The sequence below is a fragment of the Cupriavidus necator genome (assembly GCF_040578825.1).
GTDB classification, from domain to species: Bacteria; Pseudomonadota; Gammaproteobacteria; order Burkholderiales; family Burkholderiaceae; genus Cupriavidus; species Cupriavidus necator_E.
This window is the reverse complement of the sequence record NZ_JBEFLI010000009.1, coordinates 1-15,587: the sequence shown is the minus strand read 5'-3', so window position 1 is coordinate 15,587 and position 15,587 is coordinate 1. Positions and strand designations below refer to the sequence as shown.

The following is a 15,587-nucleotide window of genomic DNA, read 5'->3' as shown; positions in this document are numbered from 1 at the left end:
GAACGGCCTCCTCCCTAGTGGCGATTGCGTCTCTTAGTAAGCAGTTAATTCGCTTGCAAGAACTTAATTAGCTGTAAGAACTTAATTAGCACCGCCCACGAGTCTCAGCCATGGGCTCTATACTCCGCATTGCACACTTCACCCGGAGCCAAACCATGGATTACGCACCCGGCATCAGCCAGCTGGCCGGCCTGCTCGCCGATCCCGGCCGGGCGGCCATGCTGTGGGCCCTGATGGACGGCAGCGCGCGCCCCGCCGGCGAGCTGGGGCTGATTGCCGGCCTTTCGGCGTCATCGACCAGCGGCCATCTGGCGCGGCTGTCCGAAGGCGGGCTGCTGGTGGTCGAGACACGCGGGCGCAACCGCTACTACCGGTTGGCCACGCCGGAGATCGGCGTGGCGATCGAGGCGCTGGCGTCAGCGTCGCTGGCGAGCAAGCCGCCGCGGCTGCGCGACGTGCCTGTGTCGCGCACGGCGCCGCCGGCGCTGCGCCAGGCGCGCACTTGCTATGACCACCTCGCGGGCGAGCTCGCGGTGGGCCTGTTCGAGCGGATGACCCATTCCGGCTGGCTGCTGCTGGACGCGCAGCGCGTGGAACTGAGCGGCGACGGCGCGCAGGCGCTTGGGGGGCTGGGCATCGACGTGGAGGCGGCACGGCGCAAGCGGCGCCAGTTCGCCTGCACCTGCCCCGACTGGAGCGAGCGCAAACCCCACCTTGGCGGGGCGCTGGGCGTGGCGCTGCTGGGCAGCCTGCTGGCGCGCGGCTGGGTGGAGACCACCCGCACCTCGCGCGCGCTGCGCGTGACACCGGCCGGACAACGCGAGATCATGCGGATCGCGGCATAGGACCCCGCACCGACACAGGAGACCATCATGGCCACACCACTGGACGACGATACGCAGGAAGCCGTCGAGCGTTTCTTCGCCCTGATCAACCTGGGCGACAGCGCGCAGACCTCGGCGCAGCTCGCGATGTTCGAAGATGCCTTGCTCGAGGCCGAGGACGATGACACCGACGGGCAGGAACTGCTGTGGGTGATCCGCGAGGTCATCGACTGGCAGTCCGGCTTCTTTGTCGACTGGAAGGACAGCCAGTCCTTTATCGGCTGCCTGAACCAGCTCTGCGAACGGATGGACGTGGAAATCGACTGGGGCACCGAAGATCCCGAGGACAAAGCCTTCCTGGAGTCCACCAGCGTGCCGGAACTGATGGAGCTGGCGCACCAGCAATTGCGCGTCGCCGGCTACACGCTGTGGCAATGGGACACCGACGGCGACGCCTACGCCGGCTGGATCACGCGCAGCGAGGACGATGAAGAGATGCTGGATATCGCGGAGACGCTGCGCATCGATATCCGGCCGGCGGATCAGCCGTACTGAGGCGCGCGAACGCGCCCGTCAGCCACGGAACTCCGCCAGCAGCCGCTCCCTGTCCTGATCCAGCGCCGGCGGGTTCCTTACCCCGGCAAGCGCGTCGGCCGTCCCGATCTTGACCGGGTTGCCGGCCACCTGCAGCGCCTTGCCGTCGCCAATGCCGATATCGAGGATCATGCCGCGCGCCTGCACATGCGGATTGCTGAGCAGTTGCGGCACGCTGTTCATCGGGCCATGCGGCACCCCGGCGGCCTCGAGGACCGCCTCCCACTCGGCAGTCGTCGCGTCTGCGAGCCTGGCCTCCAGGCAAGCCTTGAGCGCGACATGGTGTTCGTTGCGCGCCGGCACGGTAGCGAACCGTGCCTCCTGTGCCCATTCGCTGCGCCCGAGCGCCTCGCAGAGCTTCGCGAACAAGGCGTCGTTGCCGACCGCGATGACGATAAAGCCATCGCGGGTGGCGAACATGTCGAACGGGGTAATCGACGGGTGGCGGGTGCCGAGCGGCTTGGGCACGCCCCCGGTCGCGGAATAACGGGCGATCGGGTTCTCCAGTAGCGCGACCTGGCAATCCAGCATGGAGATGTCGACGCGCTCGCCCAGGTCCGTGTGCACGCGCTTGAGCAGCGCGGACTGGATGCCGATGGTCGCGTACAGGCCGGCGCCGATGTCGCCAATGGAAACGCCGACGCGCGCGGGATTGCCGCCCGCCTCGCCGGTCACGCTCATCAGCCCGCCCATGGCCTGCACCACCATGTCATAGGCCGGGCGGGTGCGATATGGGCCGGTCTGGCCGAAACCGGAGATCGAAGCGTAGACCAGCCGCGGGAAGCGCGCGTGCAGGTCTTCCCACGTGTAGCCCAGTTTTTCCATGACCCCGGCGCGGAAGTTCTCCACCAGCACGTCCGCTTGCGCGAGCATGCGGTCGAGCACCTTGCGGTCCTCGGGGTTCTTGAGGTCGAGCGCGATCGATTCCTTGTTGCGGTTGATCGACGCGAAGTAGGCCGACTCACCGTCGACAAACGGGCCGACCTGCCGCGAATCGTCGCCGCCAGCGGGGTTCTCGATCTTGATGACCCTGGCGCCCAGATCGGCGAGCATCATCGTGCAGTACGGGCCGGCGAGCACCCGCGTCAGGTCCACGACGGTGATTCCCGCCAGGGGGAGGTGGCCACTTGCTGTTGTCATTACGCTCTCCGCATGGTTCAGTCGATCTTTGCGCCGCTCGAGACCGCCAGGTCGACACCGAGCTTGCCTTCGCGCGCCGCGTACTCGCGGAACTCCGCCACGGAGCCCGATACCGAGACTTCATCGCCCTGCGCGAGGAATTTCCGCTTCAGATCCGGATCGGCCATGACCCTGGTCGTGGCGGCAAACAGCTTGTCGATGATCTCCGGGGGCGTCCTGGCCGGGGCAAACAGTCCATACCAGGCGGACAGGTCGTAGCCCTTGACCCCGCCTTCGGCGATGGTCGGCAACTGCGGGTTGGCCGGCGAGCGCTGGCCGGAGGTCACGGCGATGGCGACGACCTTGCCTGTGTCGATCATCGGCTTGACCGACGGCGCGGTGCCAAAGGTCAGTTGCACGTCGCCGGCAGCGACCGCCTGCGCCGACGGCGCCCCGCCCTTGAAGGGCACGTGCGTCATCTGCACGCCGGCCAGCCTGGTGAACTGGACGCCGGCCAAGTGGGTAATCACGCCGTTGCCGGACGAGGAGTAGTTGAGCGCCCCCGGCTGTGCCTTGGCCCGCGCCACCAGGTCGGCCACGTTCCTGATGCCGGTGTCCTTGTTGACCGCGAGGATCATCGGCGCCGCCACCAGCCGGGTAACCGGCACGAAATCGGCGGGCTGGTACCTGATGTTCTTGTAGAGCACCTTGTCGCCGCCCATCAGGCTTGCGGTCGCGATGTAGAGCGTATAGCCGTCCGGCGGCGCCTTGGCCACGAACTCCGCCGCGATCGTGGTGCCGGCGCCGGGCTTGTTGTCCACGATCACCGGTTGCCCGAGTTCGCGGCTCAGCGCGTCGCCGTACAGGCGGGCCGTGTTGTCGGCTCCGCCGCCTGCAGGAAAGCCAATGACCAGGCGGATGGGCTTGGTCGGATAGTCAGCCGGCGCGGCGTGGGCCGACACGGCCAGGGCCAATGCGCCCAACGCTGCCAGGTGGATTGCGGTCGTTTTCATGGGGTCGTCTCCTCCGTAGCTGTGGTGCTACTTTCCGTGGAATACCGGCTTGCGCTTTTCCTTCCACGCAGCCGCACCTTCGCGCAGGTCCGCGGAGGTCTCTGAGCGATGCAGGTCCCGTTGCAGCGCGTCGGCATCGAGCGCGCCCCGGGCAATGGCATTCAGGTGTGTCTTCATCCCCAGCAGGGCGATCGGCGCCATGCCGGCAAGCAGGGTCGAGAGTTCGTCCACGCGAGCCTGCAGCATCGGCGGGTCGACGATTTCGGTAAGGAAACCGATGCGCAGCATCTCCTGCGCATCGATCTTGTCTGCCGTGAGGAACAGGCGCTTGGCCGCGTTCAATCCCAACCGGGATACGTAGCGTTCCATGCCGCCGCGATAGAAGTGCAGGGCCAGCCGTGCCGCGGGCATGAACATGTCGCAGCCGGGTACGCCGATACGGAAGTCGCACGCCAGGCAGAGATCCGTAGCGCCCCCATACACCCCGCCGTTGATGGCCGCGATGGTGACAGGGCGGGCCGCCTCGATGGCGTCCATGACCTCGCCGAAGTTCAGCGCGCCCTGGTCCGACTTGCCGGCGAGGGCGCCGATGTCATAGCCGCTGCAGAAATATTTGCCCGAGCTGACAAAGCGCAGCACCAGCACCCGTTCCATCGCATTGACCGCGTCGATGTGGTCGCGCAGCACCTGCAGGTCGTGGGGGCTGAGGCGGTTGGCGACTTCCGGGCGGCGCAGGCAGATCGTTGCGACCGGACCGTCCAGCGTGAGCAGTGGTGCGTTATCATCCATCCCGTAATATCTCCATAGGCCATCTGATATATTCGTGGAGCCTACAGATATATTTGCCTTGAGACAAACAGGTGTATACCCGTGCAATCGCTACAAGACCAGATTCGAGAAAGCGTCGTTTCCGCCATCCACACCGGCGCCTTGCGCCCTGGCGTACAGATTGACGAGAAGGCTTTGGCCGACCAATTCGACAGCTCGCGTACGCCGGTCCGCGAAGCGCTGCTGATGCTGGCCGCCCAGGGCCTCATCACCATCGTCCCGCGCGCCGGCATGTTCGTGCACAAGCCCACGGCGGCCGAGCTGGTGGCCATGTTCGAAACCCTTGCGGAAATGGAAGGGGTAGTGGCCCGGCTGGCGACGCAAAGGATTTCGCCGGCGGGCAAGAAGGTCCTGGTACAGGCACACGAGGCCGCCGGCGTGCATGTGCAGCAGGGCGATACGGCCGGCTACATCGAGGCCAACCGCAAGTTCCACGACGTGCTGTACCAGGCCGCGGCGAACCCGTTCCTGGCGGAGCAGATCGTGCTGCTGCGCCGGCGGCTGGCGATCTACTGGCAGCAGAAGGGGCTCATCAACGATGCGCGCGTGCCGAGTTCATACCGCGAGCATGGCAACGTGGTCGAGGCCGTGATCGCGGGCAACCCCGATGCCGCGGCGGAGGCCATGCGCACGCATATCTCGGCCGGTGGCAAGGCCATTGCGGATCTGGTGCTGCTTGCGGGAGCCGAGGCAGCGTAAGGGAAACCCCGCGAGCGATCTCGCCCGGATAAAAAAAACGCCAACCCGTATGGGTTGGCGTTTTGCCTGGGGTATTACCGGTATCAGAACTGGTTCATGGTGTTGTCTTTACCCGCCGCCTTCAGGGCGGCTTCGCCGCTGAAATACTCCTTGTGGTCGTCGCCGATGTCCGAGCCGGACATGTTCTGGTGCTTGACGCAGGCGATGCCCTGACGGATTTCCTTACGCTGCACGCCAGCCACATAACCCAGCATGCCCTGGTCGCCGAAGTATTCCTTGGCCAGGTTGTCGGTCGACAGCGCAGCAGTGTGGTAGGTCGGCAGCGTAATCAGGTGGTGGAAGATACCTGCTTCGCGCGAGGCGTCGGCCTGGAAGGTGCGGATCTTCTCGTCGGCCAGCTTGGCCAGTTCGCTGTCGTCGTATTCCACGCTCATCAGCTGGGCGCGGTCGTAGGCGGACACGTCCTTGCCCTCAGCCTTCATCGCGTCATACGCCTGCTGGCGGAAGTTCAGGGTCCAGTTGAACGACGGGCTGTTGTTGTACACCAGCTTGGCGTTCGGGATGACCTTGCGAATCTCGCTGACCATGCCGCCGATCTGGGCGATATGCGGCTTTTCGGTTTCGATCCACAGCAGGTCAGCGCCGTTTTGCAGCGCGGTCACGCAATCCAGCACGCAGCGCGCTTCGCCCGTGCCGGCGCGGAACTGGAACAGGTTGCTGGGCAGGCGCTTGGGACGCAGCAGCTTGCCGTCGCGCTTGATGATGACGTCACCGTTGCCCAGTTCGTCGGCCGACAATTCCTCGCAATCGAGGAAGGAGTTGTACTGGTCGCCCAGGTCGCCCGGCGTGTTGGTCACGGCGATCTGCTTGGTCAGGCCGGCGCCAAGCGAGTCGGTACGGGCCACGATGATGCCGTCGTCCACGCCCAGTTCCAGGAAGGCGTAGCGGATGGCGCGGATCTTGGCCAGGAAGTCCTCGTGCGGCACGGTGACCTTGCCATCCTGGTGGCCGCACTGCTTCTCGTCGGACACCTGGTTTTCGATCTGAATGCAGCATGCGCCCGCTTCGATGAACTGCTTGGCCAGCAGGTACGTTGCTTCGGCGTTGCCGAAACCCGCGTCGATGTCCGCGATGATGGGCACGACGTGGGTGACGTGGTTGTCGATTTTTTCCTGGATGGCGGCCTTGGCAGGGCCTTCGGCCGCGTCCAGCTCGCGGAACAGGCCGCCCAGTTCACGGGCGTCGGCCTGGCGCAGGAAGGTGTACAGCTCGCGGATCAGCGCGCTGACGGAGGTTTTTTCGTGCATCGACTGGTCCGGCAGCGGGCCGAACTCAGAGCGCAGCGCGGCCACCATCCAGCCGGACAGGTAAAGGTAGCGACGCTCGGTGCTGTTGAAGTGCTTCTTGATGGAGATCATCTTCTGCTGGCCGATAAAGCCGTGCCAGCAGCCCAGCGACTGGGTGTACTTCGACGAGTCGGCATCGTAGGCGGCCATGTCGGCGCGCATGATTTTCGCAGTGTACTTGGCGATGTCCAGGCCAGTTTTGAACTTGTTCTGGGCACGCATGCGGGCGGCATACTCGGGATTGATGGCATTCCACGCGCTGCCATGGTTCTCTTTCAAACCAGCAACTGCCTTAATGTCGTCTTGATACTGAGCCATGTGAATTTCCTAAAAATAAGAGCGCGTTTGAAAAATAGTGGCGTGTGCTGACGGATGTCGAAGCGAGCAGCGTGGTCTTATTGTAGGGCCCTCTTGATGCGTCGCGGCAAGGTCTTATATAAGACATAAGAGTTAATTTTTCCTTATTTTTCAATGAGATAGTTCGTAATTTTCACAATACGGAACGACTTTTCAAAAAACGAAAAATGCTTCTGGTGGAAACATGGAAGGGATTCCGCAATGTGAAACGCGCTTTCAGTCGTCGGTGGCAGGGCAAGCACGGAGGGCTCGAGCAACGATAGCTGGGGGGATTTGGGAGACGGACAGCAGCGCAACGCGCACGTACAGGCGCTGGCCACGCCCGGGCACGCGCGGCGCGTGGTGCGTTCGAACAGGCGGAGGCCGGGCTGGCTTTCCAGCCGCGCGACGGCCGCGCTGGCCGATGAACCGGCCGAATCCGGCCCGCACTGCCGGAACCTGCAGGCCGGTTTACAACTTTTCCTTGATCGGCAGCACACGCAGCACGCCGATGCCCAGATGCTGCAGCGGGCCCATGCCGGGTTCGCTGTCATAGACGGTGAGCTGGCCTTTCTCGCGCGTGGTCCAGGTCAGGCGCGGGTTGCCGCCGTCGCCATCGGTCTGCAGCCCGACGCGGTAGGCCATGTCGAGCAGGCCATCCTCGGTAGACCGGATCATGCGCTCGGCCAGCACCGGACTGTCCAGCACGATGCCCATCTCGGTATTGAGCTTGGCCGAGCGCGGGTCCATGTTGAGCGAGCCGATATAGACCTGGCGCCGGTCGACGATGTAGTTCTTCGCGTGCAGGCTGGCGCGGCTGGCAGACAGCCACGAACGCGAGCGCAAACTGCCGCTGCCGCTGCCCTTGCCGCGATGGGCCATCTCGGCATAGGCGCTGGGCTTGAGCTCGTACAGTTCCACGCCGGCGGCCACCAGCGCTTGCCGGTGCGGTGCATAACCGGCATGCACGGCGCTGACGTCGGTGGCGGCAAACGAGTTGGTCAGGATGCGCACGCGGATGCCGCGCTTGGCCAGCGCGATCAGCCAGGCTTCGCCATCGTCGTCGGGCACGAAGTACGGCGAGACCAGCAGCACCTCCTTCTGCGCGCTGCTGATCATTTTCTCGAGCCTTGCCGTGGCGTGGCCGGGATCGTCGTGGGTCTGGTGCGTGATCTTGGCGGCCTTGTCCGACACCACGGTGGCCTTGCCGGTGTAGCCCGGCATATGGCCGCTTTCGATGCCCTTGGCGAGGCCCGAGTCAAGCAGCTCCTGCACATAGGGGTTGGCTTTGGCGAGGTCGCCGCGCGCCTCCAGCCGCTTGCGCAGGCTGCGCATCTCGATCGGCGCTTCCTTGCCTTCGGGGATCAGCGCCACCACCGGGTACGAGGACTTGTCGTTCCAGTACTCGTCGAACACCGCCGACACGTGCGGCACCGCCGGCCCGGCAATCAGCACGTCGAGGTCGCTGAAGTCCATGTCGGGACGCGCGGAGAAATACGCATCGCCGACATTGCGACCGCCCACCAGCGACATCTGGTTGTCCACCGTCATCGACTTGTTGTGCATGCGCCGGTCCAGCCGCTGGAAGGCCACCAGCATCTCCAGCCAGCGCACCTTGCGGTTGGCGAACGGGTTGAACAGGCGTACTTCGATATTGGGATGCGAGTCGATCGCGGACAGCACCTTGTCGAGGCCGCCGGTATGCAGGTCGTCGAGCAGCATGCGCACGCGCACGCCACGGTCGGCGGCGTTGATGATGTCGCCCAGCACCGCGGCGCCGGTGCCGGTGGGCTCGAAGATATAGGTCTGCAGGTCGAGGCTGCGCTCGGCGGCGCGCGCCATCGCCAGGCGCGCGGCGAGCGCGTCGGGCCCGGACTGGAGCGGGTAGAACAGCGACTCGCCCGGATGTTGAGCGAGACGCCGGGTCAGCACCTTGCCCAGCGCGGTATCGGCGGTATTGGCCGGCGCGGTCGAGGGCGTGCGTTGCGCCGAGGCCGGCAGGCTGGCGCAACCTGCCAGCACCGAGGCGGCCAGCGTAAAGACCAGCGCCACGGTGGTGAAGCGGCGCAGGCGCGTGGTCCAGCCCGCGGTGCCTGGCCGCCTGGCAATGAACGCGAACTGGCTAAGCATCTGGATCATCGGTGGAGTTTCCCTGCGCCGGCTGGGGCGGCTCCGCACAACGGCCGGCGTGAGCGCCCGCTACCACACAACATACACCGCGGCCCGCACGCGCGGCAGCGGTGGCATTCCTTTCCGCGCCGGGTGTTTGTCCTACATTGCAAGCCGCCATGGCGGTGTGAGCGGCGGCAGATTCACATGGGGCACTGCGTGGCTGTCGCACCGCGCGTTTCCCCGTCCCGCGTTTTCTCCTATGATGCCCGCCCAATTTACCGGCCGGTAAGATCGGGAACAGGAACGGGCAGCGGCAGCCGCGCTTGCGTCGGACGCGACTGGCGGCCTCCTTTGCCGCGGCGTGATGAATGCGGTGATGCTGACGGCGGTGCTGTCGGCGGAGCTCGCTGTTTGAGAGCAAGTCGGTGTACCTGTGGCTGCTGAACCTGTCGGGCATGACCGGGTTGATCGCGTGGCTCGGCATTGCGGTGAGCCGGTACCTTGCGCGGCGGCGTACCGGCGGCGGGTGAATGGGCGCCGTTGCCGGGCGGCGCTATCCTTGTGAAGGGCGCGCGGCGCGTAAGCGCTGCGCGCTTTTTTTGATGCACGATTCCGCATGAGGACAGCACGATGCGCTTTCACCGCCGGTTCCTTTCCCTTGCCTTGCTGTGCGCTGGCGCCGCGCCGCTTGCCAATGCCGCCAGCTTCGATTGCGGCAAGGCCCGGCTGCCCGATGAAATCGCGATCTGCGCCGACCGCGCGCTTAATGACAAGGACGTGGAACTCAGCACCAAGTACAAGCTGCTCAGCGGGCTGTTGGCGATGGGGGTGCGGGGGGACATGCAGGACCGGCAGCGGGCGTGGCTGAAGCTGAGGCGGCAGTGCGGGCGCAATGTCGAATGTTTAAAGCAGCGGTATGACGAGCGGATCGGGGAGTTGGACAGGGTGTATGCGGGGATTCAGAAGCCGTTGTAAGGCGACACGAGTCACCCCGAACCTAAGGCTCTATAGCTCCGCCGGCCCGCGCCTCTTTCAGCGCGGCAATGGTTGCAGGATTTGGAGTCATCAACTCCAAAGGAAAAGCCTGCTCCCGCGCAATGCGCGTCAACAGCATGCGAACGGCGTCGGACACTGTCAGGCCCATCGCCTCCAGAACGACAGAGGCCTCTTCTTTAATTGCCGAGTCGACTCGGGCACGGACGAAGGTCGAGGCAGACATGGCAGGCTCCTACAAACAATAACGAAGTGGTGAACGGAAGACTTTGCGGCCCCGGCATTCTGAGACGTGTCGCGACCAGATGGTGCCACACTGTAGCTCAATTGAGCAACATTTCAAATCCCTCATCGCGCGAGGCGGGTTGTGGTCGACTATCCACAACGTGTTGACGAACCTTGACGACACATATCCCCATCGGCATCATTCCGACTTTTCTTAAATGCGAATTATTCGCATTTGTATCTACATTCGCCTTCGGGTCCACCTGTTTCACCGCCTGCCTCATGAGCTGCCCAGTCATCCGCGCCGCGCACCTTCGCGCACCCAAACCCCGCCTTTTCGCCGTACTGGCGCAACTGGCCGTGCTGACTGGCTTCCCGGCAACCGCCGCGCTGGCACAGCAAGCTCCTGCGGCCGACGCGCAGTCGCTGCCGGCGGTGACCGTCAGCGCCTCGGCGGTCGACGATTCCGGCTTGCAGCTTGAGAAAAAGGCCAGCACCGGCGCGCTGGGATCGCGCTCGCAGCTCGATACGCCCTACTCCACCTCCATCGTCACCGGCGAAGACCTGGCCGACCGCCAGGTCAGCAAACTGGGCGACGTGTTCGCGATGGACGCCTCGGTCAGCGATAACAGCAACGGCTACAACAGCTGGTCGAGCTACCTGAGCGTGCGCGGCCTGCAGATCGACTGGCAGAACGGCTTCAAGATCAACGGCCTGCCGTTCGTTGCCTACGGCATGACGCTGCCGTACGAGCATATGGAGCAGGTGGAGCTGCTCAAGGGCCTGCCAGGCTTTATGTACGGCTTTGCCACGCCCGGCGGCATCGTCAACTACGTCACCAAGAAGCCGACCGACACCTTCACCGCGTCGTTCGAACTGGGCTATCGCGCCGCCAGCGTCTGGAGCGAGCACGTCGACCTGGGCGGCCGCGCCGGCCCGAACAACATGTTCGGCTACCGCCTGAACGTCACGCACGAGGAAGGCACGCCGTACAACGCGCGCAACATCAAGCGCGATACGGTATCGCTGGGCCTCGACGCACGGCTGACCAAGGACCTCACCTGGACCTTCGATTCGATCTACCAGGACCGCCGCTCGACCGGCCAGATGCCGTCGTTCAGCCTGTGGAGCTACACCGATACGACGCTGCCGGGCGCGGTGTCCGGGCGTATCCGCAATTTCGCCGGCGCCGACCAGCACCTGAACACCAACCTGCAGCTCTACACCACGGGTCTGCGCTACCAGGTGAATCCGGACTGGGCGGTCAGCACCAACTACAGCTTCACCAAGGTCAACCGCAGCCGCAACGAGAGTACCTACAACCTGCTGAACGCCGCCGGCGACTACAGCGACATGCGCTTCGACACCGCGCAGAACCAGCAGGTCGGCCAATGGCAGGCCATGCTGGAAGGCAAGTTCCGCACCGGCCCGTTCGGGCACCAGCTCGTGGCCGGCCTGTCGTGGCAGAAGCAGATCGACCGCTATGACGACAACGGCTTTGGCGGGGTGATCGGCACGGGCAATATCTTCGTGCCCAATACCAACACGTACTTCAGCTCGACCGCGTTCAACAAGGTGCGCAACAGCGACATCACGCAGAAGTCGGTGTTTGCCAGCGACACCGTGCAGCTCACCGAGCGCTGGTCGGTACTGGCCGGCCTGCGCGTGACCAACTTCGAACAGAACGGCTACGTGCCGGTGACGTCGAGCTACAAGAAGAGCGGCGTGGTCACGCCGACGCTGGCGCTGATGTTCAGGCCGGTGCCGGCCGCCACGGTGTACGCGAGCTACGTGGAAGCGCTTGAACCCGGCTCGATCGTGCCGGACGGCTATACCAACGCGCGCCAACTGCTCAGTCCGATCCGCAGCAAGCAGTATGAGATCGGCGTCAAGGCCGATCGGGCGAGCTGGAGCGCCACCGCGGCCGCCTTCCGCATCGAGCGCGGGGCCGAGTACGACAGCATCAGCGGCGGCGTGCCGACCCGGCAACAGAATGGCACCTCGATCTACCAGGGCGTGGAGCTGGCCGGCGTGTACCGGCTGGGATCGCAATGGGAGTTCGGCGGCAGCGCAATGTACCTGGACTCTTACTACGACAAGGGCAATCCCAACCAGGACAACCGTGTCGCGGGTGCGCCCGATCTGGTGCTGGCGGGCCGCATCAGCTACCGCGTGCCGTTCGTAGCCGGGCTGCGTCTCGGCATTGACGGCAAGTACACCGGCAACACCAAGCTGAACGCGAGCAATACGCTAGAGGCGGGCGGCTATACGGTGTTCAATCTTGGCGCGACCTACAACACCCGCGTCGCCGGCAAGGACCTGACGCTGCGCGCCGCGCTGAACAACGTGACCAACAAGCGCTACTGGGGCTTCCAGTACGAGAACTACATCCAGCCTGCCGATCCGCGCAGCATCAGCCTGACGGCGAAGATCGCGTACTGATCAAAGCTGGCGTGCTGCCGGTTTGTTTTCCAGGGTGAGGCAGGCGCTGGCATACCGACGGGCTGGACTTCGTTGATGCTCCGGCCCTCACCCCCACCCCTCTCCCGCACGCGGGAGAGGGGAGCGATCACCACGGGCGGTGGCTTGCGTTCAACGCCCTGGTGCACTAACGCTGCGCTACAGCTCCGACAGACGCAAACTTTGTCAGCCACCTGAACCCCGCTCTCCATAGCGGGGTTTTTTGTATTTCCCCACGCCCATCCCTCCCCTGCCGCGTTGCCGGCAAGCGCTTCTCCCATCACCCCTCATTCGGGAAAACGAATGTTGACAATCACAATTCAGTGATCTACAACACTGTCTACACATCAATACGATTTTGTAGACAATTTGGTAGACAGCACAACAAACCCACCCCGGCGCACGAAAAGAGCCAGCAGGCCGCAAGTCGCCTATCCGTCAAGACAACCATCTGCCAGGAGACTCAGATGCTGCAATCGACCGCCACACCCACCGACGCGCCAGACGTGCAGGCCGGGCATGCCAGCCACGGCAATGCCCTGATCAAACCGGGCTATGACGACCGCCTCACCAACGAAGACCTGGCTCCGCTGCGCAAGCAGACCTGGGGCACATACAACATCTTTGCCTTCTGGATGTCCGATGTGCACAGCGTGGGCGGCTATATCACCGCCGGCAGCCTGTTCGCGCTGGGGCTGACGAGCTGGCAGGTGCTGATCGCGCTGCTGGTCGGCATCCTGATCGTCCAGTACTTCTGCAACCTGGTGGCCAAGCCGAGCCAGGTGACCGGCACGCCTTATCCGGTGATCTGCCGCGCGTCGTTCGGCGTGCTCGGCGCCAATATCCCGGCGGTGATCCGCGGCTTGATCGCGGTGGCCTGGTACGGCATCCAGACCTACCTGGCTTCCAGCGCCTTCCTGGTGCTGGCGCTGCACTTCTTCCCCGCGCTGGCGCCGTATGCGGACGTCAAGCTGCATGGCTTCGCCGGCCTGTCCACGTTGGGCTGGGCCGCATTCATGGTGCTGTGGGTGCTGCAGGCGCTGGTGTTCTGGACCGGCATGGAGACCATCCGCAAGTTCATCGACTGGGCCGGTCCCGCGGTGTACGTGGTGATGATCGCGCTGGCGATCTGGCTGGTTGCCAAGGCGGGCTGGGAGAACGTCAGCTTCACGCTGAGCTTCGTCAAGTACACCGGCTGGGAAGCGGTACCGGTGATGCTGAGCGCAATCGCGCTGGTGGTGTCGTACTTCTCCGGCCCGATGCTGAACTTCGGCGACTTCTCGCGCTATGCCAAGGACTTCAACTCGGTCAAGCGCGGCAATTTCTGGGGCCTGCCGGTCAACTTCCTGGGCTTCTCGCTGCTGACCGTGATCACCACCTCGGCCACGCTGCCGGTGTTCGGCAAGCTGATCACCGATCCCGTCGAAACCGTCAGCCATATCGACAGCACCTTCGCCATGCTGCTGGGCGCATTCACCTTCATGACCGCGACCATCGGCATCAATATCGTTGCCAACTTCGTCTCGCCGGCGTTCGACTTCTCCAACGTGGCACCCAAGCACATCAGCTGGCGTACCGGCGGCATGATCGCCGCGGTGGCATCGATCTTCATCACGCCGTGGAACCTGTACAACAACCCCGCCGTGATCCACTACACGCTGGATGTGCTGGGCGCCTTTATCGGCCCGCTGTTCGGCATCCTGATCGCCGACTACTACCTGGTGCGCCGCCAGCATGTCGACGTCGATGACCTGTACACGCTGAGCCCGCGCGGCCGCTACTGGTACAGCAAGGGCTTCAACCCCGCGGCGGTGGCCACCATGATCCCGGCGGCGATCATCCCGATCCTGTGCGTGGTGGTGCCCGCGTGGCAACAGGCCGCCAACTACAGCTGGTTTATCGGCATGGGCATTGCGCTGGTCCTGTACCGGCAGCTTGCGCCGCGCATGATGAAGGCCCACTTCGGCGGCCGCGCCGCCAGCCAGGCCTGATCCCGACCGCCCCCTTTTTTGCCCGTCTATAGCCGAGCCGCATCCATGAAGCTGAAGATCATCAATCCCAATACCACCCAGAGCATGACCGACAAGATCGGCCAGTGCGCCGTCGCCGTGGCGGCGCCCGGCACGCGCATCAGCGCGGTCAGCCCGCGCATGGGCCCGGCCTCGATCGAGAGCCACTATGACGAAGCGCTGTCGGTGCCCGGCATCCTCGACGAGATCCGCGCCGGCGAACAGCAAGGCGTGGACGGCTACGTGATCGCCTGCTTCGGCGATCCGGGGCTGTACGCGGCGCGCGAGGTGGCGCGCGGCCCGGTGATCGGCATCGCCGAGGCGGCCATGCATATGGCCAGCATGGTGGGCAGCAGCTTCAGCGTGGTGACCACGCTGGCGCGCACCTGCAATATCGCCTGGCACCTGGCCGAGCGCTACGGCATGGAGCGCTTCTGCAAGAACGTGCGCGCCTGCGACCTGCCGGTGCTGGAACTGGAGCGCCCCGGCTCCGACGCGCGCCGCATCATCACCGAGGCCTGCCGCCGCGCGCTGGTGGAAGACCGCAGCGAATGCATCGTGCTGGGCTGCGCCGGCATGACCGACCTGTGCGACGAGATCGCCGATGCCATCGGCGCGCCGGTGATCGACGGCGTGGTGTGCGCGGTCAAGATGGCGGAGTCCCTGGTCTCCGTGCGGCTCGCCACCAGCAAGCGCGGCGACTGGGCGCGGCCGCTGCCCAAGGCCTATGCCGGCATGCTGGCGCCGTATGCGCTGAACTGAACCCTATGCAATCCCGATCCCCATTCGATCCAGCCAACATGCTCCAGTCCCGCTATCCACGCGACCTGATCGGTTACGGCGCCACGCCGCCGCACGCCCAATGGCCGGGCGGCGCGCGCATCGCCGTGCAGTTTGTCCTGAACTACGAGGAAGGCGGCGAAAACTGCGTGCTGCACGGCGACGCCGCTTCCGAGCAGTTCCTCTCCGAAATCGTTGGCGCCGCGGCCTACCCCGACCGCCATATGAGCATGGAGGGCATCTACGAAT

At 64.7% G+C, this 15,587-nt stretch carries 13 protein-coding genes and 2 pseudogenes; 8 read left to right on the top strand and 7 right to left on the bottom strand.

Going from position 1 to position 15,587, the window contains the following annotated elements; all coding sequences use genetic code 11:
* Positions 1-155: 155 nt before the first annotated feature.
* The gene (locus tag AB1I47_RS06965) at positions 156-845 is read left to right on the top strand and encodes an ArsR/SmtB family transcription factor (RefSeq protein ID WP_354683041.1); all 690 of its coding nucleotides are present in this window, start codon (positions 156-158) and stop codon (positions 843-845) included.
* 27 nt (positions 846-872) lie between these two features.
* On the top strand, positions 873-1,379 hold the full coding sequence (locus tag AB1I47_RS06960) for a DUF6630 family protein (RefSeq protein WP_354683040.1): 507 nt from the start codon (positions 873-875) through the stop codon (positions 1,377-1,379).
* An 18-nt stretch (positions 1,380-1,397) separates the two neighbouring features.
* On the opposite strand, the gene AB1I47_RS06955 is transcribed toward AB1I47_RS06960, so the two are convergent.
* Genes AB1I47_RS06955 through AB1I47_RS06945 form a run of 3 tightly spaced genes read right to left on the bottom strand, consistent with a single transcriptional unit; the run spans position 1,398 to position 4,339 of the window.
* Positions 1,398-2,558: a CaiB/BaiF CoA transferase family protein gene (locus AB1I47_RS06955; protein WP_354683039.1), complete on the bottom strand. Its 1,161-nt coding sequence runs from the start codon at positions 2,556-2,558 to the stop codon at positions 1,398-1,400.
* Between the two features lie 17 nt (positions 2,559-2,575).
* Positions 2,576-3,550, bottom strand: a complete 975-nt coding sequence (locus AB1I47_RS06950; protein ID WP_354683038.1) for a tripartite tricarboxylate transporter substrate binding protein — start codon at positions 3,548-3,550, stop codon at positions 2,576-2,578.
* A 27-nt stretch (positions 3,551-3,577) separates the two neighbouring features.
* Positions 3,578-4,339: an enoyl-CoA hydratase/isomerase family protein gene (locus AB1I47_RS06945; protein ID WP_354683037.1), complete on the bottom strand. Its 762-nt coding sequence runs from the start codon at positions 4,337-4,339 to the stop codon at positions 3,578-3,580.
* An 81-nt stretch (positions 4,340-4,420) separates the two neighbouring features.
* Here AB1I47_RS06945 and AB1I47_RS06940 point away from each other — a divergent pair, with 81 nt between their 5' ends.
* Positions 4,421-5,077 carry a GntR family transcriptional regulator gene (locus AB1I47_RS06940; RefSeq protein ID WP_354683036.1) on the top strand — a complete coding sequence of 219 codons (657 nt, stop codon included), beginning with the start codon at positions 4,421-4,423 and terminating at the stop codon, positions 5,075-5,077.
* Positions 5,078-5,160: 83 nt separating this feature from the next.
* Here AB1I47_RS06940 and AB1I47_RS06935 read toward each other — a convergent pair whose 3' ends face one another.
* The 3 genes and pseudogenes from AB1I47_RS06935 to AB1I47_RS06925 all read right to left on the bottom strand — a co-directional run bounded on the left by AB1I47_RS06935 (position 5,161) and on the right by AB1I47_RS06925 (position 8,898).
* A complete protein-coding gene (locus tag AB1I47_RS06935) occupies positions 5,161-6,741 on the bottom strand; it encodes an isocitrate lyase (RefSeq protein WP_354683035.1) in 1,581 nt (526 codons plus the stop codon).
* A 324-nt stretch (positions 6,742-7,065) separates the two neighbouring features.
* Positions 7,066-7,187 (bottom strand): annotated as a pseudogene (locus AB1I47_RS06930) (LysR family transcriptional regulator); the annotation flags it as partial.
* Between the two features lie 43 nt (positions 7,188-7,230).
* Entirely contained in the window at positions 7,231-8,898 is a 1,668-nt protein-coding gene (locus tag AB1I47_RS06925; RefSeq protein WP_407935803.1) for a phospholipase D family protein, read from the bottom strand.
* A gap of 603 nt (positions 8,899-9,501) precedes the next feature.
* Here AB1I47_RS06925 and AB1I47_RS06920 point away from each other — a divergent pair.
* On the top strand, positions 9,502-9,846 hold the full coding sequence (locus tag AB1I47_RS06920) for a lysozyme inhibitor LprI family protein (protein ID WP_354683034.1): 345 nt from the start codon (positions 9,502-9,504) through the stop codon (positions 9,844-9,846).
* Between the two features lie 22 nt (positions 9,847-9,868).
* Here the strand turns inward: AB1I47_RS06920 and AB1I47_RS06915 are convergent, their stop codons facing one another.
* Entirely contained in the window at positions 9,869-10,090 is a 222-nt protein-coding gene (locus tag AB1I47_RS06915; protein WP_354683033.1) for a type II toxin-antitoxin system RelB/DinJ family antitoxin, read from the bottom strand.
* Positions 10,091-10,371: 281 nt separating this feature from the next.
* Between AB1I47_RS06915 and AB1I47_RS06910 the strand changes: the two genes are divergently transcribed.
* The 4 genes and pseudogenes from AB1I47_RS06910 to AB1I47_RS06895 form a co-directional block, all read left to right on the top strand.
* Positions 10,372-12,531: a TonB-dependent siderophore receptor gene (locus AB1I47_RS06910; RefSeq protein WP_354683032.1), complete on the top strand. Its 2,160-nt coding sequence runs from the start codon at positions 10,372-10,374 to the stop codon at positions 12,529-12,531.
* A gap of 485 nt (positions 12,532-13,016) precedes the next feature.
* Complete coding sequence (locus tag AB1I47_RS06905; protein WP_354683031.1) at positions 13,017-14,540, top strand: NCS1 family nucleobase:cation symporter-1; 1,524 nt, start codon at positions 13,017-13,019, stop codon at positions 14,538-14,540.
* A 45-nt stretch (positions 14,541-14,585) separates the two neighbouring features.
* Complete coding sequence (locus tag AB1I47_RS06900; protein WP_354683030.1) at positions 14,586-15,320, top strand: aspartate/glutamate racemase family protein; 735 nt, start codon at positions 14,586-14,588, stop codon at positions 15,318-15,320.
* Between the two features lie 38 nt (positions 15,321-15,358).
* A pseudogene (locus tag AB1I47_RS06895) lies at positions 15,359-15,587 on the top strand (allantoinase); the annotation flags it as partial.